Origin of the sequence: Prevotella sp. P3-92 (genome assembly GCF_002251205.1) — a bacterium.
Lineage (GTDB): Bacteria > Bacteroidota > Bacteroidia > Bacteroidales > Bacteroidaceae > Prevotella.
Genome location: NZ_NPJE01000062.1, coordinates 37737 through 62041, shown reverse-complemented (window position 1 = coordinate 62041; position 24305 = coordinate 37737). Strand labels below are relative to the sequence as shown.

General features: G+C 45.2%; 16 protein-coding genes and 2 tRNA genes. 7 read left to right on the top strand and 11 right to left on the bottom strand.

Annotated elements, in window-relative coordinates; all coding sequences use genetic code 11:
- Positions 1–39: 39 nt before the first annotated feature.
- The gene (locus CIK93_RS10670; protein ID WP_094439253.1) at positions 40–816 is read left to right on the top strand and encodes a dihydroorotate dehydrogenase electron transfer subunit; all 777 of its coding nucleotides are present in this window, start codon (positions 40–42) and stop codon (positions 814–816) included.
- A complete protein-coding gene (locus CIK93_RS10665) occupies positions 804–1712 on the top strand; it encodes a dihydroorotate dehydrogenase (protein WP_094389401.1) in 909 nt (302 codons plus the stop codon). Before CIK93_RS10670 ends, CIK93_RS10665 begins: the two co-directional genes overlap by 13 nt.
- A 34-nt stretch (positions 1713–1746) precedes the next feature.
- On the opposite strand, the gene CIK93_RS10660 is transcribed toward CIK93_RS10665, so the two are convergent.
- The 4 genes from CIK93_RS10660 to CIK93_RS10645 form a co-directional block, all read right to left on the bottom strand.
- Positions 1747–3642 (bottom strand): ATP-dependent DNA helicase RecQ, encoded by a 1896-nt coding sequence (locus CIK93_RS10660; protein WP_094439201.1) that lies wholly within the window; start codon positions 3640–3642, stop codon positions 1747–1749.
- Between the two features lie 64 nt (positions 3643–3706).
- The gene (gene recJ / locus CIK93_RS10655; RefSeq protein WP_094447352.1) at positions 3707–5443 is read right to left on the bottom strand and encodes a single-stranded-DNA-specific exonuclease RecJ; all 1737 of its coding nucleotides are present in this window, start codon (positions 5441–5443) and stop codon (positions 3707–3709) included.
- 155 nt (positions 5444–5598) lie between these two features.
- On the bottom strand, positions 5599–6798 hold the full coding sequence (locus CIK93_RS10650; RefSeq protein ID WP_094447351.1) for an aminopeptidase C: 1200 nt from the start codon (positions 6796–6798) through the stop codon (positions 5599–5601).
- A gap of 43 nt (positions 6799–6841) precedes the next feature.
- Positions 6842–8242, bottom strand: a complete 1401-nt coding sequence (locus CIK93_RS10645; RefSeq protein ID WP_094439206.1) for an aminopeptidase P family protein — start codon at positions 8240–8242, stop codon at positions 6842–6844.
- A gap of 124 nt (positions 8243–8366) precedes the next feature.
- On the opposite strand from CIK93_RS10645, the gene CIK93_RS10640 reads away from it, so the two are divergent.
- The 3 genes from CIK93_RS10640 to aat are packed head-to-tail and all read left to right on the top strand — an operon-like array spanning position 8367 to position 11629.
- Entirely contained in the window at positions 8367–8669 is a 303-nt protein-coding gene (locus tag CIK93_RS10640) for an ATP-dependent Clp protease adaptor ClpS (RefSeq protein WP_094447350.1), read from the top strand.
- Between the two features lie 17 nt (positions 8670–8686).
- Positions 8687–10969, top strand: a complete 2283-nt coding sequence (locus CIK93_RS10635) for an AAA family ATPase (RefSeq protein ID WP_254046784.1) — start codon at positions 8687–8689, stop codon at positions 10967–10969.
- A 12-nt stretch (positions 10970–10981) separates the two neighbouring features.
- Positions 10982–11629 carry a leucyl/phenylalanyl-tRNA--protein transferase gene (gene aat / locus CIK93_RS10630; RefSeq protein ID WP_094435998.1) on the top strand — a complete coding sequence of 216 codons (648 nt, stop codon included), beginning with the start codon at positions 10982–10984 and terminating at the stop codon, positions 11627–11629.
- A gap of 15 nt (positions 11630–11644) precedes the next feature.
- On the opposite strand, the gene CIK93_RS10625 is transcribed toward aat, so the two are convergent.
- The 4 genes from CIK93_RS10625 to CIK93_RS10610 all read right to left on the bottom strand — a co-directional run bounded on the left by CIK93_RS10625 (position 11645) and on the right by CIK93_RS10610 (position 19152).
- Complete coding sequence (locus CIK93_RS10625; RefSeq protein WP_094447348.1) at positions 11645–13816, bottom strand: HAMP domain-containing sensor histidine kinase; 2172 nt, start codon at positions 13814–13816, stop codon at positions 11645–11647.
- Positions 13813–15981, bottom strand: coding sequence for an ATP-binding protein (locus CIK93_RS10620; RefSeq protein ID WP_094436002.1), 2169 nt, complete (start codon positions 15979–15981; stop codon positions 13813–13815). Before CIK93_RS10620 ends, CIK93_RS10625 begins: the two co-directional genes overlap by 4 nt.
- A gap of 195 nt (positions 15982–16176) precedes the next feature.
- Entirely contained in the window at positions 16177–17250 is a 1074-nt protein-coding gene (locus CIK93_RS10615; protein ID WP_094447347.1) for an AI-2E family transporter, read from the bottom strand.
- 3 nt (positions 17251–17253) lie between these two features.
- Positions 17254–19152, bottom strand: coding sequence for a cation-translocating P-type ATPase (locus CIK93_RS10610; protein ID WP_094447346.1), 1899 nt, complete (start codon positions 19150–19152; stop codon positions 17254–17256).
- A gap of 310 nt (positions 19153–19462) precedes the next feature.
- Here CIK93_RS10610 and CIK93_RS10600 point away from each other — a divergent pair.
- Both CIK93_RS10600 and CIK93_RS10595 read left to right on the top strand, forming a co-directional pair.
- Positions 19463–19536: transfer RNA gene (locus CIK93_RS10600), tRNA-Arg, on the top strand.
- A 270-nt stretch (positions 19537–19806) separates the two neighbouring features.
- Positions 19807–19880 (top strand) — tRNA-Arg (locus tag CIK93_RS10595).
- A gap of 1828 nt (positions 19881–21708) precedes the next feature.
- On the opposite strand, the gene CIK93_RS10585 is transcribed toward CIK93_RS10595, so the two are convergent.
- The 3 genes from CIK93_RS10585 to CIK93_RS10575 all read right to left on the bottom strand — a co-directional run bounded on the left by CIK93_RS10585 (position 21709) and on the right by CIK93_RS10575 (position 24292).
- Positions 21709–22476 (bottom strand): LytTR family DNA-binding domain-containing protein, encoded by a 768-nt coding sequence (locus CIK93_RS10585; RefSeq protein WP_094436012.1) that lies wholly within the window; start codon positions 22474–22476, stop codon positions 21709–21711.
- A 241-nt stretch (positions 22477–22717) separates the two neighbouring features.
- Entirely contained in the window at positions 22718–23686 is a 969-nt protein-coding gene (locus CIK93_RS10580; RefSeq protein ID WP_094447343.1) for a serine/threonine-protein kinase, read from the bottom strand.
- 36 nt (positions 23687–23722) lie between these two features.
- Positions 23723–24292, bottom strand: a complete 570-nt coding sequence (locus tag CIK93_RS10575; RefSeq protein ID WP_094389434.1) for a hypothetical protein — start codon at positions 24290–24292, stop codon at positions 23723–23725.
- Positions 24293–24305: the final 13 nt, after the last annotated feature.

The following is a 24305-nucleotide window of genomic DNA, read 5'->3' as shown; positions in this document are numbered from 1 at the left end:
TTAGTAGAACATGACGAAAACTATAAAATAATGATGAATATGAAAAAAATTATATGTGATCTTGTGGTGAAGAGTGTTGATCACATCAGTTCGAAACATGTGCTGATTAAATTGACACACGAAGAACCTTTACCTGAAATGTTTCCCGGACAATTTGTCGAAGTAAGTATGGAAGGTGTTGATGGCGTTTTGCTTCGCCGTCCAATCTCAATTAATTTTGTAGATAGAACGAATAATGAACTCTGGCTTATGGTGGCAATGGTCGGCAAGGGCACACGCTACTTAGGACAGGTACAAGTGGGGGATGTTGTCAATTGCGTATTGCCTCTGGGTAATAGTTTTACTATGCCCAATAAGTCCTCAGAACGCCTGCTTCTTGTAGGTGGAGGAGTGGGAGTGGCTCCATTGTTATATATGGGTGCAGAAATGAAACGCTTGGGAGTAGAACCGACATTTCTGCTTGGTGCACGTTCCAAGGGAGACTTGTTAGAATTAGATCTTTTCAGTCATTATGGCCGTGTTTGTATTACAACGGAAGATGGAACTGAAGGAGAAAAAGGGTTTGTAACCAATCACTCGATTTTAAAGAAAGAAACATTTGATAGAATAGTTACCTGTGGTCCTAAACCCATGATGATGGCTGTGGCACGATATGCTTCTCAAGCAAATGTTGAGTGTGAAGCGTCATTGGAGAATATGATGGCGTGCGGTCTTGGAGCTTGTCTCTGTTGTGTAGAGAAAACAGTAAAGGGTAATCTTTGTGTCTGCAAAGATGGTCCTGTATTTAATGTAAAACAATTGTTATGGCAGATCTGAAAGTGAATATAGGCCATCTGGCACTTAAAAATCCAGTAATGACGGCCTCGGGAACATTTGGCTATGGATTAGAGTTTGCAGACTTTATTCCCCTTGATGGTTTAGGAGGATTCATCGTTAAAGGTACCACGTTGAAAGCACGTGAAGGTAATGATTATCCGCGTATGGCAGAAACTCCCAGTGGTATGCTCAATTGTGTAGGATTGCAAAATAAGGGTGTGGATTATTTCTGCCAGCACATCTATCCCCAACTTAAGGATATAAATACTAACGTCATTGTAAATGTTAGCGGTTCGTCACCAGACGATTATGCAGAATGTGCTTCGCGCATTGACGCTCTTGACAATATTCCAGCAATAGAACTCAATATTTCTTGTCCCAATGTCAAGGATGGAGGAATGGCTTTTGGCGTAACTTGCGCTGGGGCAGAGAGTGTGGTAAAAGCTGTACGTGAACGTTATCATAAAACGTTAATAGTGAAACTTTCGCCTAATGTTACAAATATAGCCGACATTGCTCGTGCTTGTGAAGCACAGGGCGCAGACAGTGTTTCGCTTATTAATACATTGATGGGAATGGCCATTGATATAGAAAAACGTCGTCCTGTACTCAGTATCGGTACTGGTGGCTTGAGCGGTCCTGCGGTTAAACCTGTTGCATTACGTATGGTGTGGCAAGTTGCTCGTGCGGTTAAAATTCCTGTTGTTGGACTTGGTGGTATAATGAATGCCCATGATGCTATTGAATTTCTTATGGCAGGTGCCACAGCTATTGAGATAGGAACAGCAAACTTTATAGATCCATCAGTTACCATAAAGGTACGTGATGGCATTGATCGTTGGCTTGATGATCATGGATGTCATTCTGTCCGTGAAATTATAGGTTGCCTCGATTGATACTTCTTTACTGGTAGATATTCTACATTGCCTCTTAAAGGCTTATTTGAACCGAATCGCTTTTTACGAGCTCTTCAAGAACAAGATAACGGAGAGCTCGTGAAAAGATTTCGGTAGGAATGTGTAGCGCTCGGAGTTCTACAAGCAGATGAGGCTTCTTATCGGAGAGAAATTGAAGTATTTGCTTTTGCGCTGCTTGAACATCATCATCGCTAATAGTAACACACACATCACATTGACCACATGTTTTCTCTTGCTTTTCTCCAAAGTAAGAAAGCAACTGCTGTGAACGGCAATGAGTGTTATCCTGTAGATAATGGATCATTGCTTCTATGCGTTGGCTGAATTGTTTGCGACGGTTTTCATAAACTTCTGCAGGAAACAACAAATGTTTGCTGTCTTCTCGTCTCTGCAGGTAGCGGAGAAAAGGCAACTGGCTAGGAGGTATGTATTGTATGATGTGCTTGCGCGACAGTTGCAACAGAATGTCGTGTACTTCAGTTCGGTCAATATTGCTGATTGATGCCAGATGAGCTTCATTAATATAGGCATATTCAGAAAACATCCCAGAAAAGTTACGTAACATGACAACAATCAGACGATCCTCGTTGGGCGTATTGCCAGTCAGCCGGTATAGTTCGTCTCTTTCTACGACGAACATCACTCTAGAGGCATTCTCACGTTCTGCAGTGAATTCTAAATAGCCGGCTCTTTGCAGAATTTGTAGGGCAGAATGTACCTGAACAGGAAAATGGTTGAATTTATAGCAGAAATCTTGTAGGTTGAATTCATGGGAAACACCATTACCGTCTCCTAATGCTATCTGAAAATAGAATGCTATATGGTCGTAAACTTTCCGGATATAATCCTTGTCAGGGAATGTGTCAGCTACACGTTTGCGGAGTTTGACGATATCTTGTTGCCCATAGAGTAGAATAGCTTGGGCAGGTTTCCCGTCGCGTCCTGCGCGTCCAGCTTCTTGAAAGTAAGCTTCAATAGAGTCTGGGCAGTCGTAGTGAAGCACCAGTCGGACATCTGCTTTATCAATGCCCATGCCGAAAGCATTCGTGGCAACAATAATTCTGGTGCGGTCTGCCTGCCAGTCGTTTTGTCGCTTGTCTTTTTCCTCTGTATCAAGTCCAGCATGGTAGTATGTCGCACTGAATCCTTCTTGGGTAAGTAGTTCTGCTATTTCTCGAGCATGTTTCCGGCTCCGGACATATACGATGGAAGAGGCTGTTGATGTGTGTAGAGCTTCTATAAGTTCATGTCGCTTGTCCATAGCTTCTCTGACGATATAGCTGAGATTCTTACGTTCAAATGACATTTGAAACACATTGAATGTGCCACCTTTGTCGTCAGGTCGCTGTAATTTGTCTTTGATATCTTCAACTACAGCTGGTGTCGCTGTTGCTGTAAGAGCCAGAATAGGCACATCAGGTAAAAGAACACGAATGCTTGAAATGTTGAGGTAGCTTGGACGAAAATCATATCCCCATTGGCTGATGCAATGTGCTTCATCTACAGTGATGAAGCTAATTTGCATATGTCTTAGTTTTGTGATAAACAGTTGGCTTGCCAGGCGTTCTGGTGAGATGTAAAGTAACCGAGTGCCTCCTAATATGCAATTGTCGAGAATGCGTAACACATCATCATGGCTCATGCTGGAATTGACGGCAGCCGCCAAGATGCCACGTCGTCTCAGATGATTGACTTGGTCTTTCATCAGTGCGATGAGTGGAGTGATAACTATACAGACTCCCTCACGACAGAGTGCTGGTACCTGAAATGTGATAGACTTACCTCCACCCGTAGGCATAAGGCCAAGCGTGTCATGACCTTCTCCAATGGATTGAATGATGTCTCGTTGGATTCCGCGGAAATCATCATATCCCCAATAACGTTTGAGAATCTGTTGGTATTTGTCCATCTTATGGTCTTTTCTGTTTGTCAGTCTGCAAGTTTTCTTATCACTTATAGGCAGTACGCTTTCTTTATTTAGGAGATTCCGGTGTCTCGCTGGGACGGATGTCGGTTATCTGCAATTGGATATCCCCGCGTTTATAGGCATTTTCTTCGATGGTATAAACAATGTCAAACGAGCGCTTAGACTTGATGTATCTGGCATCTGCGCTTTGTCCGAAGGCAATTCCATTCATGACAACTGCCGATTTCGAATCTACCAGTTCAAGTTTGATGTGTTCTTGATGGCGGCCTACAACTTTCGATGTTCCATAGTCATAGACGTTGCGTGTAAGAAAGAGAGGCTTCTCGTTGGCAGGTCCGTGAGGGGCAAGTTTTCGCAAATCGCCGTGTAGGCGTTTGGTGATATCCTTAAAGTCGATTTCTTCGTCGATGTCAAGTGTTGGCAACGTTTGTTCTGGTAGAATATGTTGTTTGACGTATTCCTGGAAACGACGACGGAATTCAGGGATGTTCTCCTGTCTCAGGGTGAGTCCTACTGCGTAGGTGTGACCACCGAAGTTCTCAAGGATATCTCTGCAGTTTTTGATGGCATCATAGATGTCGAATCCTGCTACGGAACGTGCAGATCCTGTCGCGATGCCATCTATAATGGTGAGAACGACAGTTGGCCGATAGTATATTTCCGTCAAGCGTGAGGCAACGATGCCTACAACTCCTTTTTTCCATCCTTCATCGTACAGCACGATAGACGACATATGTTGCTGACTTTCCAAGCGAGCCACGATTTCATTGGCCTCTATGGTCATCTGCTTGTCTATGTCCTTTCGCTGCTCGTTGTATTCGTTAATGCGATTAGCTTCTGTCAGTGCACGTTGGAGATCGCGTTCTACAAGCAGTTCCACAGCTTCCTTTCCGTTTTGCATTCTTCCACTTGCGTTGATGCGTGGACCGATTTTGAAAACAATGTCGCTCATGGTTAACTCTCGTCCGGTCAATCCACAAATATTGATAATGGCCTTGAGACCAATAGATGGGTTGATGTTGAGTTGTTTCAGTCCATGAAATGCCAGAATGCGATTCTCGCCGGTTACAGGCACGAGGTCTGCCGCAATGCTGACTGCGCATAAATCGAGTAGAGGAGTCAGTCTTGAGAATGGAATACCGTTATTTTTTGCGAATGCCTGCATCAGCTTGAAACCTACGCCGCATCCGCAAAGATGCTTGAACGGATAGGACGAGTCGGTGCGTTTAGGGTTGAGTATAGCCACTGCTGGAGGCAGAATCTCATCTGGCACATGGTGGTCGCAGATGATGAAATCTATACCTTGTTGTTTGGCATAGGTAATCTCCTCAATGGCCTTGATGCCACAGTCAAGTACAATGATGAGTTTAACTCCTGTTTCCTTGGCATAGTCTATTCCTTTGTAGCTTACTCCGTATCCTTCTTCTTCTCGGTTAGGGATGTAATAGTCGATGTTGGAATAAAACTGCATAAGAAATTTATAGACGAGTGCCACTGCTGTGCATCCGTCCACGTCATAGTCACCATACACCATGATGCGTTCCTTGCGTCCCATTGCATCGTTGAGCCTATCTACGGCCACATCCATATCGTTCATCAGAAAAGGATCGATGAGTTCGTTCATCATCGGTCTGAAGAAACGTTTTGCTGCCGATTCAGTTTTGATGCCTCTGCTGATAAGCAAATCTGCAACAATGGGACTCATGTTGATTTTCTCGGCCAGTTCTTTAATTGCTTGTTGCCGTTTTGGTGTAGGAGGTTCGTAATTCCATTGGTAGTGCATTTATATATTGTTCTTATTTTTTCTTTATTTCAGATACTATCGGCTTTACAATAGCCAATATGCGGTGTAAAGTTACAAAGAAAAAACAAGAAATCGGAACATACCATGGAAAAAATCATGGTATGTTCCGATTTTACATATAATAAGGTCATTTATTAGATGCCGAGTTTTTTGCGGATATCCTTAGGAATAGCGTTTTTGTTAACGGTGTAATCCATCGTGTTTGCTGCGATAAAGGTTTTAGTCATATACCAAATTCCTTTATATTCGCCAGTTTCTCCCCATGAGTTCTTAACCATATAGTATTCGCGTCCGTTTTGGTCTTTGGCAATACCGAAGATGAGCATGCCGTGGTCATCGGTGAGCTCCCAGTTGTCGAAACGCTCTTGACGCATTTCCTGTGTTGCTTTAACTTCGGGTACGGTGCATCCGAGTGAGTCGATGAGATTGCGTTTTTTCTGGGCAGTCATCTTGAGCCAGCGTGCCATGTCGCTTCCCTGAAGGCTCTCAGTCTTCTTGGTGTCGATGGCATAAGCCAATCCATTGCGTGTGAATCCTTCTTCTGAAACGTCTCCGCCCCATGCTACAGTGTAGCCGTTCATAATGGCATTATCAATGATTTTCATCATTTCGTCCATAGGTACGTTGTAGCTCAGAGGATTGCGCCAGTTGTCCTGTACTTCAACAGCATAAGCGGTATAGAAAGGATGGTGAGTGAAAGAAGTTATGCTAACGTAGTCGTTCCAGTCGAGACCGAGTGAAGCAGCAAAACTCTTTGGAGTGTATGTTTTGCCTTGGTAGGTGAATTCTTCCGGACATTTGCCAAGATATGCATCGAGAATGCCCTGCAGTCCAACTTTCCACTGGTTAGAGATTTTCTTAGCATTGCTTTTTGATACGGCAGCCACGTATGGTTCAAGCAGTGAGAAGAACTCGTTGAAGTTGTTGAGAGAGTCACCATAGAGTGAACCAGGGAAAGGCATGGCCTCTTCTGGACAGATTCCGTAGTTCTGGAGCACGTAATGCACATCATAAGCTGATCCGCCTTGTGCAAACTGGCAGTCTCCGTGCAGTCTTACAACCTGTATGGCACGGTCCATGTAGTCCTTGTTGGCCACAAAACTCTCACAGAGGTCATAGGTCTTACCTGTCTTTTTCAGAATTTCTGCCTCAAAGTACGAAAGAGTAGAATAGGCCCAGCACGTACCCGAACGGTTCTGGTCCTTGATAGATGTAATAGGATTCTCCTTGACAACGGTGAATACCGGTTTGTTTTTGTTCTCAGTCTTTTTTTCCTGAGCCTGAGCACCAATGGCAAGAATTGCCATTATTGCGATAATGAATGTTTTCTTCATAATTAGTTCTCTTTTTTTTTATTTATTTGTTGCTTGTTCGTTTTTATTTGTTTCCTGCCATTATTTCTTCTATTTCTGCGGGATGGTATGGAATACGTTTGCTTCCCAAGAAACGGCATCCGTCATTGGTTATCAGTACATCATCTTCGATGCGTATTCCTCCAAAGTCCTTGTAAGTTTCAAGCATATCGAAATTGAGGAAGTCTTTGCAGTGTCCGTTAGCTTTCCATTCATCAATGAGATGTGGGATGAAATAGATTCCCGGTTCGTCTGTAACGACGAATCCTTCTTGCAACCGTCTTCCCATTCTTAGGCAGTTGGTGCCGAATTGTTCCAGATTGGGTCTTGTCTCATCGTCAAATCCGACATAGATTTGTCCGATGCTTTCCATGTCATGTACGTCCATACCCATCATGTGCCCAAGTCCGTGGGGGAGGAACATGGCGTGTGCTCCTGCTGCAATAGCTTCATCAATGTCTCCCTTCATCAAACCGATTTCTTTCAGGCTTTCAGCCATTTTACGGCATACGGCAAAGTGTACTTCCTTGTACTTAACTCCTGGTTTGGCTACTTCCAATACATAATCATGGCAAGCTTCTACGATGCTGTAGATTTCCAGTTGCCGCTGGGTGAATTTTCCGTTGACAGGCATTGTTCTTGTATGGTCAGAACAATAGTCATCCAGTTCACATCCTGCGTCACAGATGACAAGTCTTCCGTCTTGCAGTATTGCGTCTGATGGATTGCCATGCATGATTTCACCGTGTTGGGTATAGATGGTGGCAAAACTTGTGTCCTGGGCCATTGAACGGGCTATTCCGTCAACTTGTCCTCCAACGTAACGTTCTGTTGTTCCTGCTTTTGTCAGACGTTGCGCGGTGGTGTGCATTTCGTAGCCGATATTGCAGGCGCGGTCAATGGCAGCAATCTCTTGTTCTTCCTTGGTCGAACGCATTTTTACCACTGCATGAATCAATGGTAGAGATGCAGCATCCTTTTGTTGTGAGGGGTGGATGCCCAACAAGTCCATGATTTGTATTTTTGTATCGTGTCGATAGGGTGGCAGAAAGTGGATGGTGCGTTTCTTTGCTAATGCCTCGTGACAAACGTGTGAGAGTTCTTTCATCGGTCCTGTGATGCTGACGCCCACAGCATCTGCCAAAACCTTCACGCTATCTACGAATCCCATCCATACGATGTCTTCAATGTCAATATCGTCACCATAGAGCATTTCTGTGTCGTTGTCCACGTCAATTACTCCTACCAGTCCGTCGCGGTGTTGTCCAAAGTAATAGAGGAACGTAGAGTCCTGACGCATTGGTGCATGGCAGTTGGCAGGTGAGTTGTAGGGTGATTCATTGTTTCCGAAGAGTACAATGACTCCGTTGCCTACCAGCTTTTTCAATTCGGCTCTTCGCCTGATGTAAGTTTCTTTGTCAAACATAGTAGTAACTTATTAATATCTTGACCACAAAATTACTACAAATAAACCAAAAGGCAAAATATTTGCATCTTATTTTGCTGAAAATGATTACCTTTGCACTATAGTATTACATTTTACGTGGATTATGGCTCAAGAAAAAACTCAATCAACAATGCGCGTGCGCCTCAATATGAAGGAGCCGGGACGTTATAAGGTGATTTGTCATAACGATGATTACACAACGATGGATTTTGTGGTAATGATGCTGATGGACGTGTTCTTTAAGTCTGCTGATGAGGCAGAACGACTCATGTTGGCCATTCATCGTACAGGTCAGGCTGTGGTGGGCGTCTATCCGCTTGATATTGCGCGTTCCAAGGTTGACAAAGCCATGCGTCTTGCCCGTGCCAATGGTTTTCCTCTGACCTTGAGTTATATTCCTGAATGATCAAACGATAATTAGCAATGAGAATAACAACCACGATGAATAGGGCCATCCAGCAAGCCTGTGAACTTGCTCATCGGTCTTCCCATGAATTTCTGATGCCTGAACATGTGCTGTTGGCTCTATGCCAAATAGCACCGTCTTTTGTTAATGTATTGAAGCAATCTTTAGATTGTCAGCCTGGTGAATTGGCTGAAGATGTTGAAAAATGGTTAGCTTCTCAAGAAAAAGCCCCAAAGCCAGTAGATTTGGAACTGTCGTCTTCTATGCGTCGGATTTTCACGATATGCAAAGGAGAAAATGCTGATCGTGTGTTGTGTGTGACTTCCTTTATTGAAGCCATGATGCGTGATGCTGAGTGTATGGGGACCTATCTGTTGACCAAACATCTCAAAGTCACGGAAGTGTTTCTTCTGTTATCTCTTCATGAATATTGCGATGCAAAGGATTCTTATGTTGCTGAAGAAGAACTTGACGATGACTTGGATGACTTAGAAGACGATGACTTGGATGATGATGACTTGGAGGACGATGATGAGATGATGGGAAGTCCTTCTGATTTTGCTTCGTCATCAGATTGGAAACAATGGACCACTGATATTACAGCAGAAGCCACTGATCATCTGCCCATTATCGGTCGCGAGGCAGAACTTGACCGTACCATAGAGGTGCTTTGCCGTATGGAGAAGAACAATCCGCTCCATATTGGTGAGCCTGGGGTGGGTAAGACCGCTCTGATTTATGGTTTGGCACAACGCATCGCCAAAGGTCATGTGCCTTATAGGTTGCAAAAGGCCCACATATATTCTATTGAAATGGGACAGTTGATGGCTGGTGCACAGTTTCGAGGCGAGTTTGAAAAGCGCCTCAAGGATGTTCTGGACGGTGCTACAGCCCAAGGTAACAGTGTGATCTATCTCGATGAGATTCATTTGATGATGGGTGGTGAACAAGCGCAATCTGATAGTATCAGTGCTTTTGATGTCATGAAACCCTATCTTGATCGAGGTAAACTCCGTTTTATAGGTTCAACAACCTATGAAGCCTTCAATCGTACCCTTGCCAAGTCGAAGGCCGTTACTCGTCGTTTCCAGCAGATTGACATTAAGGAACCGTCTGTAGAGGACACCCTTCGTATTGTAGAAGCATTGTTACCAACCTTTCAGAACTATCACAATGTAATCTACCGGAAGGATGCTTGGACGTATGCTGTTGAGAGTTCGGCTCGGTTGATAACAAATCGCCAGTTGCCCGACAAAGCCATTGACATTATTGATGAGGCAGGTGCTTATCTTGAAGTCCACCCGCGTAATCGTCTGCATAACTATGTGACAAAGAGCCTGGTTGATGAAATATTAAATAAGGTTTGCCGTATTGATGCCGATGCCTTGAAAGAGGCCGATAATAATTCGTTGAAAGACCTTGTCACACAGATGAAGAGTCAGATCTATGGTCAAGATAAGGCCATTGAGCGTCTGACAGATGCAGTGATGATGGCCAAGGCTGGTCTTACCGATTCTGACAAACCGATGGCCTCATTGCTCTTTGTGGGGCCCACTGGTGTTGGTAAGACAGAGGTTGCCCGTGTGCTTGCTCGTCAGTTGGGCGTGGAATTGGTGCGTTTCGATATGTCTGAATATGCGGAGAAGCATACCGTTGCCAAACTTATTGGTTCGCCTGCCGGTTATGTGGGGTATGATGATGGTGGTCTGCTTACTTCGGCCATTCGTAAGACGCCCAACTGTGTGCTTCTGCTTGATGAGATTGAGAAAGCCCATAGCGACATTTATAATATTCTACTTCAAGTAATGGACTATGCCCGCCTGACAGATAACCGAGGTCAGCAGGCGGATTTCCATCATGTTATCATTATTATGACTTCTAATGCAGGAGCGCAGTATGCTTCACAGGCCAGCGTTGGCTTCACGGGGCATGTGTCCCGTGGTGAGGCTATGCGGCAACAGGTGAAGAGGGTGTTCAAGCCTGAATTCATCAACCGCCTGACCGATATTGTGACTTTTCGTGATATGGACAAGACAATGGCAACGCTTATCCTTCGTAAGAAACTTGCCCTCCTTTCTGACAAGCTTGGCCAGCGCCAGGTGAAACTAACTGTTTCTCAGCAGGCCTTCGACCGTCTGCTTACGCTTGGCTTTACACCGGAATACGGTGCTCGTGAGATGGATCGAGTGATTGGCAACAATATCAAACCGTTGTTGATGCGTGCCTTGTTGTTTGGTTCTCTCAGCAAGGGTGGAATAGCCACTGTGGACTGTAAGGATGGTGTTTTTGTTGTTAAATGATTTGGAGCAGTTATGATTTATCGACTTGACAACAATCTCTGGTTTCCTGATCCACGCCGTGGTGATGATGACGGACTCTTTGCCATTGGTGGTGACCTCAGTGTTGATCGCCTGTTACTTGCTTATAGTAACGGCATCTTCCCTTGGTACAGTTTTCGTGATTATGACGAGATTCAATGGTGGTGTCCGATGGACCGTTATGTGATTTTACCTCATGAGATTCATATTAGTCACTCCATGCGTTCGCTGTTAAATAAAAATATTTACCATGTGACGTTTAATCAAGATTTTCAAGCTGTTATAGATAATTGTAGCGAACTGCGAATTGAAGAGAAAGGTGCATGGCTTGGTCCTCAGATGATAGCTGCGTTTTCCGAATTGCATCGTCAGGGGTTTGCCGCCAGTGTGGAGGTGTGGGATGAGGATGAACAACTCGTTGGCGGACTGTATGGAGTTTGTCTTGGTCGTTGTTTTATGGGTGAGAGTATGTTCTCGTTGGCCCCATCTGCCTCCAAGGTGGCACTCATCGCTTTAGCACAACTGATGGAGAAGAATGGCGGACTGATGATCGATTGCCAGTTTGAAACTCCGCATCTCCGTTCCATGGGTGGTCGTCACATTTCTTACGATGATTATCTTGCCATGTTGCGTCAGGAGTAAGTATCCTTTGAAGGATCAGACCTCTGCCGCTTTTCCTTCTGGTTTCCCAAAGAAAAAACAAAAACGTGCGCCGTTGGTATAGTCGGGATCGAGGTACACATTACCTCCTAATTTATGGGCAATGGTGCGACAGATTTCCAGTCCGAGACCTGATCCAGGTTTAAATTGATCCAGTTTTCCGAAGCGTTCGAAGATGGTTTCTTGCTTGTCTTGCGGAATGCCCACACCTGTGTCAGTTACTGTGATGAAGGTTTGTCCTTTCTGGTTCTTCGAACAGTTTACCTGTATGCTGCCTGCTGTTGTGTTCTTGATAGCATTATTCAGCAGGTGTGTCACAACCTGTTTCACCCGCATTCCGTCAGTTTCAATCTTTTCGCTTTCTGCCAGTTGGGTGTTGAATGTTAACATCACCCCTTCTGCCACGTGACTGCGTGCTTCTTCTACGGCATCCCGACACACACCATTGATGTCTGCCGGTTCTATTATCAATTGATATTTTCCACTCTCTATGGAGGTCAGATCAAGGATATTATTGATTAGGTTGCTCAATTGCTCTGAGTTTTCTGTGATTCTATAGGTAAGGTCCGATTTCTCTTCATCGCTGATGTTGAAACTGGGGTCGGTAAGCACTTGCGAGAAACCTACGATGGCGTTGAGTGGTGTTCTTATTTCGTGGCTCATATTTTGTATGAAGAGTGTCTTTTGTTGGTCGGCATGTTGTGCTTCTTTATTGGCGATGTTGAGTTCGGCCAATGTATGGGTCAGATTTTTAGAGAGTTTGGACAGTCGTCGCTCCATTTTTTTGTTAGCTTTCAGATAGATGATCGTGCCAACAATGAGCAGCAGGGCAATAGCCGCCATGGCTACCATGATCAGTTTTTGCATGTTGTATTGTCGTTTCTGCAGTTCTACCAGTTTCTTCTGACTGTCGATGGAAACGCCCAGTTTGTTAGACTTGAGTTTTTGGTTCTGTAGTGCGAGCAGGTTACGACCGTTCTGCATCTCTGCCAATTTCTTGAGTCTGTCCGCATTGCTTATCTCAAGGTTGTTGCTGGCCAGTTGCAGTTGGGCCAGTTGCAGTTGTAGCTTTGCCATTTCGTTGGCAGCCTTTTGCTTGTCGATGTCAGCAATCTGCATGGCAAAGCTGTTTCTCATGCCTGCAAGGTCTGTGAGGATGTTGGTGTTGCCTCCGTTTTGTGTGAGTCTTACAATTTTGTTCATGACTTTTGCCGCCTTGTCATATTGTCCGTTGTATGAATAGTAGGCATAGGAGCTGTATTTTCTGAGCAGTCCGGACAGTTTGTTCTTGTATTCCTGATATTTCACAGAATCCTGATTGGAAATGGCGTATAATGAGTTCAATAAAATAAGGTATTCTGTTGCGATAATAGGGACAGTATTCAATCTCTTGAAATATTCCTGATAGCTTTTCTTGAAGTTGGCGTAATCACCTGTCATGAAGTGGCCAATAGCTTTGTAGCCGTAGAGTCCAGCTTTTGTAGGTTCTGAATAACAGTAGCGGATGCCCTCATTTGTTGCGTTGACGACTTCTTGGAATCGTCCTAAACGTATGTTACCATCGCAGATGTGAGGATAGATTGTTGACCGCTCCTGTTTCTGCATGTGTTCCTGTGAGAATTGTAGTGCTGTTTCGTAGTAGAAAATGGCATGTGCATATTCCCCTCTTGCCATCAGCATATTTCCCAATGCCACATAGCCTGCTTGAATGCCGTATGGGTGTTTGTGTTTTGTGGCAAACTGGATGTCTTTCTGCATCAGTTCTTTCGCCTCGTCGAATCTGTCTTCAGACAGGAGGTAGGTTGCCATAGTTGTAGAAGTGTAGAAATAATACTGCAGATAGTTGTATTCCTGTGCTTTCTTTCTTACCTGCTGACTTGCTTTCCAAACGGCAGGGAAATTGTGCTGTTTTGTTATTTGGTATTTCAGAGGAACGAGAAGAGCAAGGATTTCTGCCTTGTGGTCTTTTAGCCTGATGGCTTTTCTCCTTAGTGAGTCAGCCTGTTCCAGACAGATATGGTTCTTTCTGTTGTAGTTGGCTCTGAGGTATAGTGGGTACAGGCTGTCGTTGATCTTGAATGGATTGTTCTGTCCTTGTGTGGGCAAAGCCAAGCCAAACAGCAGGATGATCAGCAGGGTGTATATTGTAGTTCTTTTTGTCTGTTTCATGCGTTGTAGGGAATATTGAAGTAGAAACGTGCACCATTGGTGTATTGGCGGTCGATGTTGATTTCACCATTAAGTTTTTTTGCAATGGTGCGACAGATGTCGAGACCGAGTCCGGAACCTTGTTTTTTGTCGTCGAGTTTCTTGTAACGTTTGAATATCTCATCCATCCGTTCGACAGGAATGCCGATTCCTGTGTCTGTGACAGTAAAAGAGATCATATCGGTATTTTCTATCTTTTTGCAAGACAGTATGATGCTGCCTTTTTCTGTGTTCTTTTCAGCATTTGTCAATAGATTGATGAGCACCTGTTGCACACGCTTGCGGTCTGTTACGGCTTCGAAATCTTCATTCAACTCTGTTTCGAATGTCAGCGTCACGCCTCCTGCCAATCTGTGTCTGACGGTTTCCATGGTTTCTCGACAGAGTTCGTTGACCTTTACAATTTCTTTGGTCATGACGAAGTTACCACTCTGCAGGTTAGTCAGGTCGAGAATGTCATTGACCAAGGTGGTGAGCAGTTCTGAGTTTGTTGTGATATATTGTGTCAGTTCCTGACTTTCTGCTTCTGACAGTTCGTTGCCCATGGTGACGAGTACGTTAGAGAATCCCACGATGGCATTGAGTGGTGTTCTTATCTCGTGACTCATGTTCTGTATGAAGCGTGTCTTAGTCAGTTCCGATTCACTGGCTCTGAGTTTGGCGGTATTCAGTAGCGAGATGCTCTCTCGCAGTTTTCTAATGCCCTGTTTCAACTGTCTTCCGTGTCTCCATCGTATGATAGCATAGAGTGTGAAGCTGATGGCGATGAGTACGACAAAGGTCAGACAAAGTGCCATTCCCTCTTTCTTGAGGCGGTATTGTTCTGCTTCCGCCTGTCGTGTTTTGTTTTCTTGTTCAAGCTTGTTTTGCAGTCTTTGCGATTCCAGTTGTTGGTTCTGGTAGTTTAGTTTGTTTCTGTCAGCCTGCAGTTGTGCGAGTTGTGCATTGTCCTGTGATTTGTTGAGTTCGAGGGTTGATTTGTTGAGTGAGAGTTGTGCGTTGGCCATGGCCAGTTGGGTGTTTTGATAGTCCATCTGCTGCACCTCTCTTTCATGTTGCTGTATGTTGGACATGTTTTTTACGATACGATCATCGTTTTGAACCAGTTCGCCGGCGTAATCTCCATAAACATCAATGAGCATCCATTGGTTTTTGACCGCTTTGGCGTAGTCCCCTTTGTATTTATAGTATGCCACAGCCAGTCTGTACCCTTCCAGTTCGCTTTCCTCTTTGAGTCTCTTGATGGTTTCCAACACCTCCTGGTCTTTTCCGTCGAGCATTTTCTTGAATGTTTCCACAGCTTCTTTCACGTCGCCGTGCAGATCACGGTCGTATGCTTCATGTTGTTTCAGATAGTTATATTCTTTCCTGAAATCATCATACCTTCCCAGCATGAAGAGTGCGTAACATTCCTGTAGTTTAATGTCAAACCGGTTGTAGTCCGACTTACATTCGGCCCATGCTTCCTTCACTTCCTGGAGTGTTTCTCTAAAGCTTTGAGTCTTTCTTAGACAATTGCAGATGTTTGCATAAGTGTCTGTGAAATTGGAAGGTATATTGTGGTCTTTCGAGTATTTGATATACTCGCGGTAATTGTCGATAGCTCTCGCATATTCTCCTCGGTATTGTTGTATGGTTGCCAGTGAATAGTAGCTGTCTCGAATGCCTATGAGATGGTTGTTTTTCTCTGCGATTTTTCTTTGTTCCAGAGCTATCGTATAGGCTTCGAGGTATCTTTTTTCCCTGATATAATAGTTGGTGAGGTTGGCTGCTGCGAAATAGTAGTAGGTCCATTTTTCGTATGCAGTAGCCTTATCCATCAGTTTTTTTGCTTCGCGTTCCACAGCGGGCATATTGTCTTCCTGATAGTAGTTGTACAGCAAGAGGATGGTCATTGCCGTGATTTCGCCATTTCGGTCTCCTATGGCTTTAGCTCTTTCAATGATGGTATCTGCGAGAATTTTTCCTGCCAGCGTTTTTCGTTCTTTGTAGGCCTTTTCGTAGAGTTTGAAGAGACCGTCATCCATGCGGTATTGGTTGTTTTGTGCCGACAAAGCCACTGTGTATATGATGAAGAACACAGTGACAATGGCTCGCACAATATGTTGTTGTAATCCTTTCCCCATTGTTAAAAACAATCTTTTTATTTTGTTGTGTCGTTTGTTTGTTGTTGCATCCTCTAATATCGATGTGTTCTGTAATATTCTTAATATGTTGTCTTTGTATGTCTATAACCGTATGATATTCTTTGCCATAAACCATGGTCTTTTGCATGCAAAAGTACGAACAAAATGGGATAATGACAAATAATTATCTGATTTTTATCCTTTTTTGACAATGTATTTTTGGTAATAGGTGATGAGCAATGTGGTGAGAGGCAGGGCGATTACCATACCCAACATGCCCAACAGCGACCCCCAAATAGACAGTGAGAGTAGGATGATGGCTGAGTTGAGGCCCATGACCTTACCCATGATGCGTGGGGTGAGAATGGTGTCTTGAATGATCTGAACCACCGCAAACACGATGAGTGCCATGAGTAACACAATCCAGAAGTTTTCTCCTGAGTCTGCCGCTTTGATGATGGCAAGCAGTACCGTTGGTACGAAACCTACAATTTGCAGGTAAGGTACCATGTTGAGCAGGCCGATGAGCATGCCCAAACCTACCGCCATGGGGAAGTCGATGATGAGGAATCCGATGCTGAACAGCACACCTACGCAGAATGCCACGCAGGCCTGTCCGCGGAAATATTTGTTCATACCGTCCTCTACGTCGTGTACCAGTTGCACGGCAAAGGCTCTGTAGCGTTGTGGCAACAGGTCGGGCCATCCTGTGGTCAGTCTCTCATAGTCGATGAGGATAAACAGGGTGTATAGGAATACCATAGTGATCGAGAGCAGACTGCTTACCGCCCCGATACTTTGGGTGATGATGGCCCATATCTTGGGCATGGCCTCTCTCATGGCTTGCATGAATCCCTCTTGCGTGACCATGGCTTTGACCTCATCGCCGGTAAGGTGACGGTGCAGGTATTCCTGTATCTGAGTTGGTATGTTGTTGAAGGTGGCATTGGTCTCTATATAATGGAGCACCAGATCCTTCACTCTTATTCCTTCTTCCACCATGGGTGGTATGATGAGCCAGAAAGCGAGTGACACAATGCCTCCTGCCACAAGAAAGGCACAAAGGATGCCGAGAATGCGGAAGTGCAGCCTGCATTTGTACTGAAAGAATTTGACCAGCGGAAAGAGCAGGTAGGCAATGAGCCATGCCAGGAAGAAAGGCAGCAGCACTCCGCTGAGGCGGCGCAGCAGGAGGATGATACCTGCCAGTACGGCTACGAAGAGTACGCCACGGATAAAGGTATCGAAGGTGATTTCTTTGCGTTCCATTTGTTATGCTTGTTTCGTGAATGACAGAATGACGGTATTGCTTCGTTTCAGTCGCAGACTGTTGAGCACTACGCTGACGCTCGAACAGGCCATCAGGGCAGATGCCCACATCGGGGTGATCTGCCAGTGTGCGCCAAAGGCGTAAGGCAGTCCGGCTGCCAGTGGGATGCACACCATATTATATATAAATGCCCAGAAGAGGTTCTGACGGATCATTGCCACCGTGCGTCTTGACAATCGGATAGCATCAGGGATGCGCCTGAGGTCGTCGCCCATGAGCGTGACTTGCGCCACGTCCATCGCCACATCGGTGCCGCGTCCCATGGCAATGCTCACATCGGCACGTGCCAATGCCTGCGAGTCGTTGATGCCGTCTCCCACCATGGCCACGTGTCTGCCTTCTTGTTGCAGGGCCTTTACCGCATCGTCTTTGTCTTGTGGTAATACCTGCCATTTGTAGTGGCTGATACCAGCCTCCTGTGCCCCGTGTCTGACGCGTTCTTCTTTGTCGCCACTCATCATGTAGAGGGTGATGCCCATTTTATGTAACTCCTCCACGGCTTCACGGGCAAAGGGCTTGAGTTGTTCGCCTTGACCATCGGGTGAGGGGAGAGTCATGGTTCCTGTTTTATCTACTACCATGCAGTCCACGTTGCGCAACAGTTCCAATGCGGTGGCATCCTTGATCAGTATGCCGGCTTCTGCCGCCTTGCCTATTCCCACCATGAGGGCGGTTGGCGTGGCAAGTCCCATGGCGCATGGACACGCTATGACCAGTACGGATACGGCAGAAATGACAGCCTGCGGCAGACAGTTGCTGCCTCCGATAAGATACCAGAGCAGGAAGGTTGCTACGGCAATGAGTCCCACGGCTGGCACGAATACCGCAGCCACGTGATCCACAACACGCTGTACGGGCGCTTTGGAACCTTGTGCTTCTTCCACCATGCGAATCATCTGCGACAGAACGGTCTGTTGACTCACCTCTTCTGCCTTGAAGCGGAACGTGCCTCCTTTCACGATGGTACCTGCCAGCACCTTGTCGCCGGGGGCTTTTTCCACAGCCACAGCTTCACCTGTAATCATGCTCTCGTCGATGCTGGTGCGGCAGTCTGGGATAATGGTGCCATCTACGGGTACTTTTTCGCCAGGTCTCACTTCTATCGTGTCACCCTGTTGCAGGGCTGCCAGCATCACATCGCTTACCGTGTCATCTACAACGAGGTGGGCGGTCTTTGGAGTGAGTCCCATCAGAGCGCGGATTGCTGAGGCTGTGTTGTGCTTGGCACGCTCTTCCAGGAGTCTGCCTGTCAGCACAAAACTGATAATCATGACCGATGCATCGTAATAGGTGTGCCACGCCATGCCTCGTGCTCCCCAGAAGCTATCGCCCCAAAAGGTGTTGAAGCTGCTGAAGACAAACGAAATACCGGTGGAGAGTGCCACAAGGGTGTCCATATTGGCGGAACGGTGCAGGAGTTGTCGAGCCGCATTACAGTAGAAACTCCGTCCGCAGTAACACAGATTGAGCAGCGCGATGACGAGCATCACTTGGTTTTCCGTATTGCGGTTTCCCATCGGAATATAACCCATTGCCACCAACATGACCATGAGGGCAAAGCCCCACGAGAGCAGGGCCTGTCGCAGGATTCGCTGCCATGATCTTCGCTCAATGGCTTCTACGTTGCGGTCTTGTTCCACAACAAGGTCGTAGCCCACTTGCGCCAGCGATGCCTGTAGTTGTTCTGGTGACGTGCGGTGTTCGTCATATTCCACCAATACTGTACGTGCAGGCAGGTTGACAGCAGCGTCTGTCACCCCTTCTGTGGTTTTGAGTTTTTTTTCCACACTTGCTGCACATCCTGCACACATCATTCCCAATACGGCAAATGTCTTCTTCATGCTTGCAAAGGTAGAATATTTTCGTGAGACAGCCAACGGATTTCTTCTAATTGTAATCTATCATACCTAAATTCATCTATATAAATCAAGAGGCAAGGGTGGGGCACAGCGTTTTTTGTCTCGCAGTTGTTGAGGATCATTTTGCATAATTGTCTCTCTCTCCTTTGAAAAACAGGTGTAAAAAGGCTAAGAAATGGCAGGAAAACCAAGGAAAATGCACCTTTTTTTGAAAAAAAATCCCAAAAAGTTTGGTCGAGTGAAAAAAACATAGTACCTTTGCACTCGCAATTCAGAAATGAGGCACCCGAGAGGTTCCGTAGCTCAACTGAATAGAGCATCTGACTACGGATCAGAAGGTTGTGGGTTTGAATCCCGCCGGAATCACAAAGAGAATCAGCAATGGTTCTCTTTTTTTTGTTTCTGTTTTGTTTCTATGCGGTTTATGTCTTGAAGACGTCGTACACATCTCTATTCAGTCAGATGTTATGATTTCAATACGGAAGATGCAATGAATCAGCTACTTGTCCGTGCGCATCTGGACAGGAATCAAACCTATAAATAAAAACTGGCAAAATTCAAAGGCAAAAAAGTTTGGTAGTCTGAAAAAAATATAGTACCTTTGCACCCGCAATTGAGAAATGAGGCGCCACGAGAGGTTCCGTAGCTCAACTGAATAGAGCATCTGACTACGGATCAGAAGGTTGTGGGTTTGAATCCCGCCGGAATCACAAAGAGAATCAGCAATGGTTCTCTTTTTTTTTTCTGTGCGCTCAGCATGGGCATTGCCTAACGCCTGAAAGAAGTGGATCTCGGATGAATCACGGGCAACGGAATTTGTTCTAAGTAACACGACGGGATTGCAGAACTTATCCGTGTGTTGATTCACGATGCTATCAAGCTCCGTTCCTATCATCGCTGACGTTCCCACCACCATCGCATCCTCTAAAGAAGATGAGCACACAAATGTAGCATAATTGCTGATTTCGGCAATGTTCGGCGGCCGGAGGGAAAGCCAATTAAGAGTTATTCTCGATTTTACACTTGCTTTTCTCGTTTCAATCCAGGAAAATAACAATAAACGAGTAACGCTGATACTAAAGACGAGAAGAATTGCAGATAAGTAAACTCATGCAACAGACAATCAATCTCTATTAAAAAACAACTCAAGGTGAAGCCTTGATAGGTTTCTGATCACAAGACTTCATTATTTCTAATCACATAAAAGGGCTGGACTCTCACAGGAGACTCCTGCCCTTTGCTGTGATAGGTAGTGAAAATGCTACTTTCTGTAAATGTTTGTATCATTTTTGATGCATTTTGTCTGTAAATCTGTTTGGACTGTTGTAGATTGGTGTCCCATTCTTACTGGTTAGCTGTATTTTATTTCTGTATGTATTTGATATGCAGTTTGTTATGTTGCTTTTAGATGTGTGTCTGACGGTCTTGGCTGTATGTTATGACACGGGTAAAAATGACCTGGCTGTGTTTTGGTTCAGGGGGTGATAGTATGTGGTAGGGTGTAAAGGGCTTCGCCAGGTACTTATAGGTTCGCGCGCGAGCAGTTTCAGATTTTGTGTTGTTAAAAAGAGACTATTACAGCCATTTGTTTTGTCTTGAGCTTAGGGTGTACTGCCTGATGGGTTGATTTGCAGCACGCGCCATGTAAATGGCCAAAAACGGGTATAATAGTTGGTGATTGTGGTCTGTAGTTTGTTTTGTTTGCTTCTCGTCCCCGTTTCGATTTGTTCTCGTCGTCTTTTCGTCGTCTTCTCGTTGTCATTTCGCTGTTTTCTCGTTCGGTATTCGTTATGTCCTCGATCGGCTAACGAATAACGAACGAAAGCACAACGAGAGACGAACGAGGAACGAACGAGAAGTCAACGAGAAGCGAACGATAATTGCTTGGTTGGCGAGTGAATTTTGTGGTCAAATGTATAAAACAATTACCTTGTATACTATTTTGTTGTGTTGAGATATATGAATGGTGTAATGTCGCACGGAAATTTTTCTTATCCACGGAACACACAGAGGACACGGAAACGATTCTAGTTGAAGATTATTCTAAAGATTTTGTTTTCATTTACCTATAGGTTATTTTTGTCACGACTCGGCAAAGAATAAATTTTTGGATTTATTCTCTGCTCTCGCTTCTCCAAAAATTCGAACCGTAGGCGATCCATAATAAAATTCTTTCCAGAATCGAGGTACTCGAGCGCATTTTGGTCAGAGATTTTAGTTAAAGATTCACTGCTGTCCAAAGAAAAAATCTTGGACATGATTTAAATTGATAGTATTCAATGAGTTATACGAATTTGATTTTTTCGAGACTTGGAAACAGGGGGACTGGTTCCTGTTCCACTTGCCAACTGTTAAATCCGTGAAAACATTGCTGTGTATGTGCGATTAGCTTTCCAAAAACTGTAATACTGTTATATTGTCACGCTTGAATCGCAAAAAAATCGTTTTTGGAAACTGTTAACTGTTATCTGTTATTTGTAACGCTTAGGAATGATGACATAGACCCTCTGACAAGTTCTTTTTGTCGGCAATAGTGGTTCAAATGGTGTTAAACCGACTGATGAGTTTCTTGCGATAGAGCCGCGCCACCTTGACATTATTAATATGGTCGAAGGGTGGATAGAGGCGACAGACATTGTCGCACACTTCCATCAAACAGTTGATATTGATGACAAAGCGCTGGCTCACCTGTACAAAACAAGGGTCGAGGGCGAGCAATGTTTCACAGTTGACGTTACGTTTCAGGCGTATGGGTTCTTCACATCCCGACACAACGACTTCCCAGATTCGCTGATCACTATTGTAGTAAAAGAGTCCGATGTCGGCAATGGAAACCACTCGAAAGTCAGAGAAGTTGGTATTGAAAATCAGTTTTTCGCGGTCGCGCCGTACAGTACTGTTGATGTCGGCAGGATTGTTGTCAGGCGCCTTCTGGTTGGAGGATTCGATATGGAGGCGTAAGCGCTGAATCATCGCCGAGAGTTCGTCGCGGTCAACGGGTTTGAGTAGAAAGTCGAATGCCTCGTTACGAAACGAAGAAAGCATCGAGTCCTTATGTCCGGTGTACATCACCACCCGGCAGCGTCCTTGCGTCAGACGTTTCACCTCGCGGATGAAATCCACTCCCGACATGCCCGGCAGTTCTACATCAAGAAAGACGAGGTCAGGAGAAGCTGCCTTGATCAGTCCTTCTGCCACCATGGTGTTGCAGGCACTACCCACCACTTCAATATCGTCATATTCCAAGAGCATGCGACTCAAAGTTTCGATGGAGAGAATCTCATTGTCTATAATAATTGTTTTCATAAGTATCTAATTTATAGAATAATAGTTTAAATTTGTGAAATATTTACTTTATAGTGCTTTCAAGTGTCTCTGAACCGTAAGCATAGCGCTGCATCCATTATTATTATGAATATCGAAACGGATCTTTGAGTTTTTGTTTTCTTCGTTGATAATCGCCATAGTGTGGCGGATGATATTCAGACCAATTCGTGCCTTGGTATTGTTGTAGGCACGGATGTCAAACCCAGGGTCTGTTCCTGCTTTATTTACCCCAAAGCTGATAGTCGATTACCTTATTGTCGTTGGGCTGAATGCTGTCGCTTGCCGAAGATGCAGGTTCTTGGGCATTCTTCTCCAGATGATAATAGCTCCCGGCCAGGGCTGCCAGTAGGGCGATGATGAGGGCACAGAGCAGGAGGGAGGCGTGGCGGTAACGGGGCGTACAGGACAGGCGCTGGCGCAGTTGGACGATATTCTGCGGACGGCTTTGCGGGTCGCGGCAACTACAGATTTCTGCCATCTTGCTGAGCGCCTTATCGCCCGTAGCCTTGGCCATGTCGCCCAGAACCATGCCCAGAGAATAAATATCGGCACGCGGTTCAGCCTTGGCTCCCGGCAACATCTGTTCGGGAGCAATATAGCCCGAAGTTCCGGCTGGCGATTTCAATACGCAGAAAGAATCGCTATCCGAGAGACCGAAATCGATGAGCTTCACGTTCTGTCCGTTATGTGTAATCATGATGTTGGAAGGCTTCAGATCGCGATGAATCATCTGTTTGTTGTGCATGTATTCCAGTGCATCCATCAGCTGTCCTGCTATCTTGTGGGCAAGTTCTGCCGAGAGGGCATTCTTCTTGATGAGCTGTTCCAGATTATCGCCGTCAATATATTCCATCACAACTACCGTGCCTAGGTTGTCAACCTTTTCCAGGTCGATGGTACGGCAGATATTGGGATGTTCCAGCTGCTGACCTATTTCAAACTCCTTGGCGAGTGCCTGGCGGTAAATAGGGGTGTAGAGAAAATCGTTCTTGAGACATTTCAACATGAAACGCTTGCCGTATTTGGTGGCTGTAAAGATGCGTGTATGGCCCGAAATAGACACGTAGCATTGGTGGAGATTGCTGAATGCATCCTCCACAGGCAAGGGGTTTGAATTGCTCATCTCCTTGCTGATATCCTCGGTAAATCCCGATGTCGTTTTCTTCTTCTTTTCTTCAGTTTCTTCCATGCTCACGGATTCCTCTTTTTCTTGATTACTGTTATTTTATTTCTCGTTGATGCTGATGACGGTAAGTCCGCCGTTTCTGCCGGCTACGAACGAGGCTGTACGCTCGCCGCCACGCTCGATGTAGGGCAGGAAGAGGGGCTGCTCCTTGATGAAACAGCCTGTTACGAAGCGGTCGCCAGGCTGCAGTTTGCTGTTCTCTGATTTCTCTATTTCATAGGTGCTGTCGCCCAGATAGCGGAGCTGCAGCAGACGGTTGGGACTCCAACCGATAGAAACAAGAGTACCTTCTTGTAAATCGCTACTTACCAGCTGGCTTGCCTTGAAGAAAGAACTGTTGTACTTGGTGCTGGTCTTGAGCCAATGGGTAAATTCCATGTAGTTCTTATGCCCGATGTATTGGGAAAGCACATCGAGGGTTACCATGCGCGGCTTATGATTGTCGCTCACGTATCCATAGAGTCGTTTGAGGGTGGATGGAGAAATAGTTCCACATGTTTTCTTCTCCAGATAGAGTGAAAACTCTTCGAAGTCGGTTGTCGTGGCAAGAATCTTGCCATATTTCTGTTCTACGAGCGATTTGAGCTCTTCTATTTCTGGTGTTGTCATAATTTATTCTTTA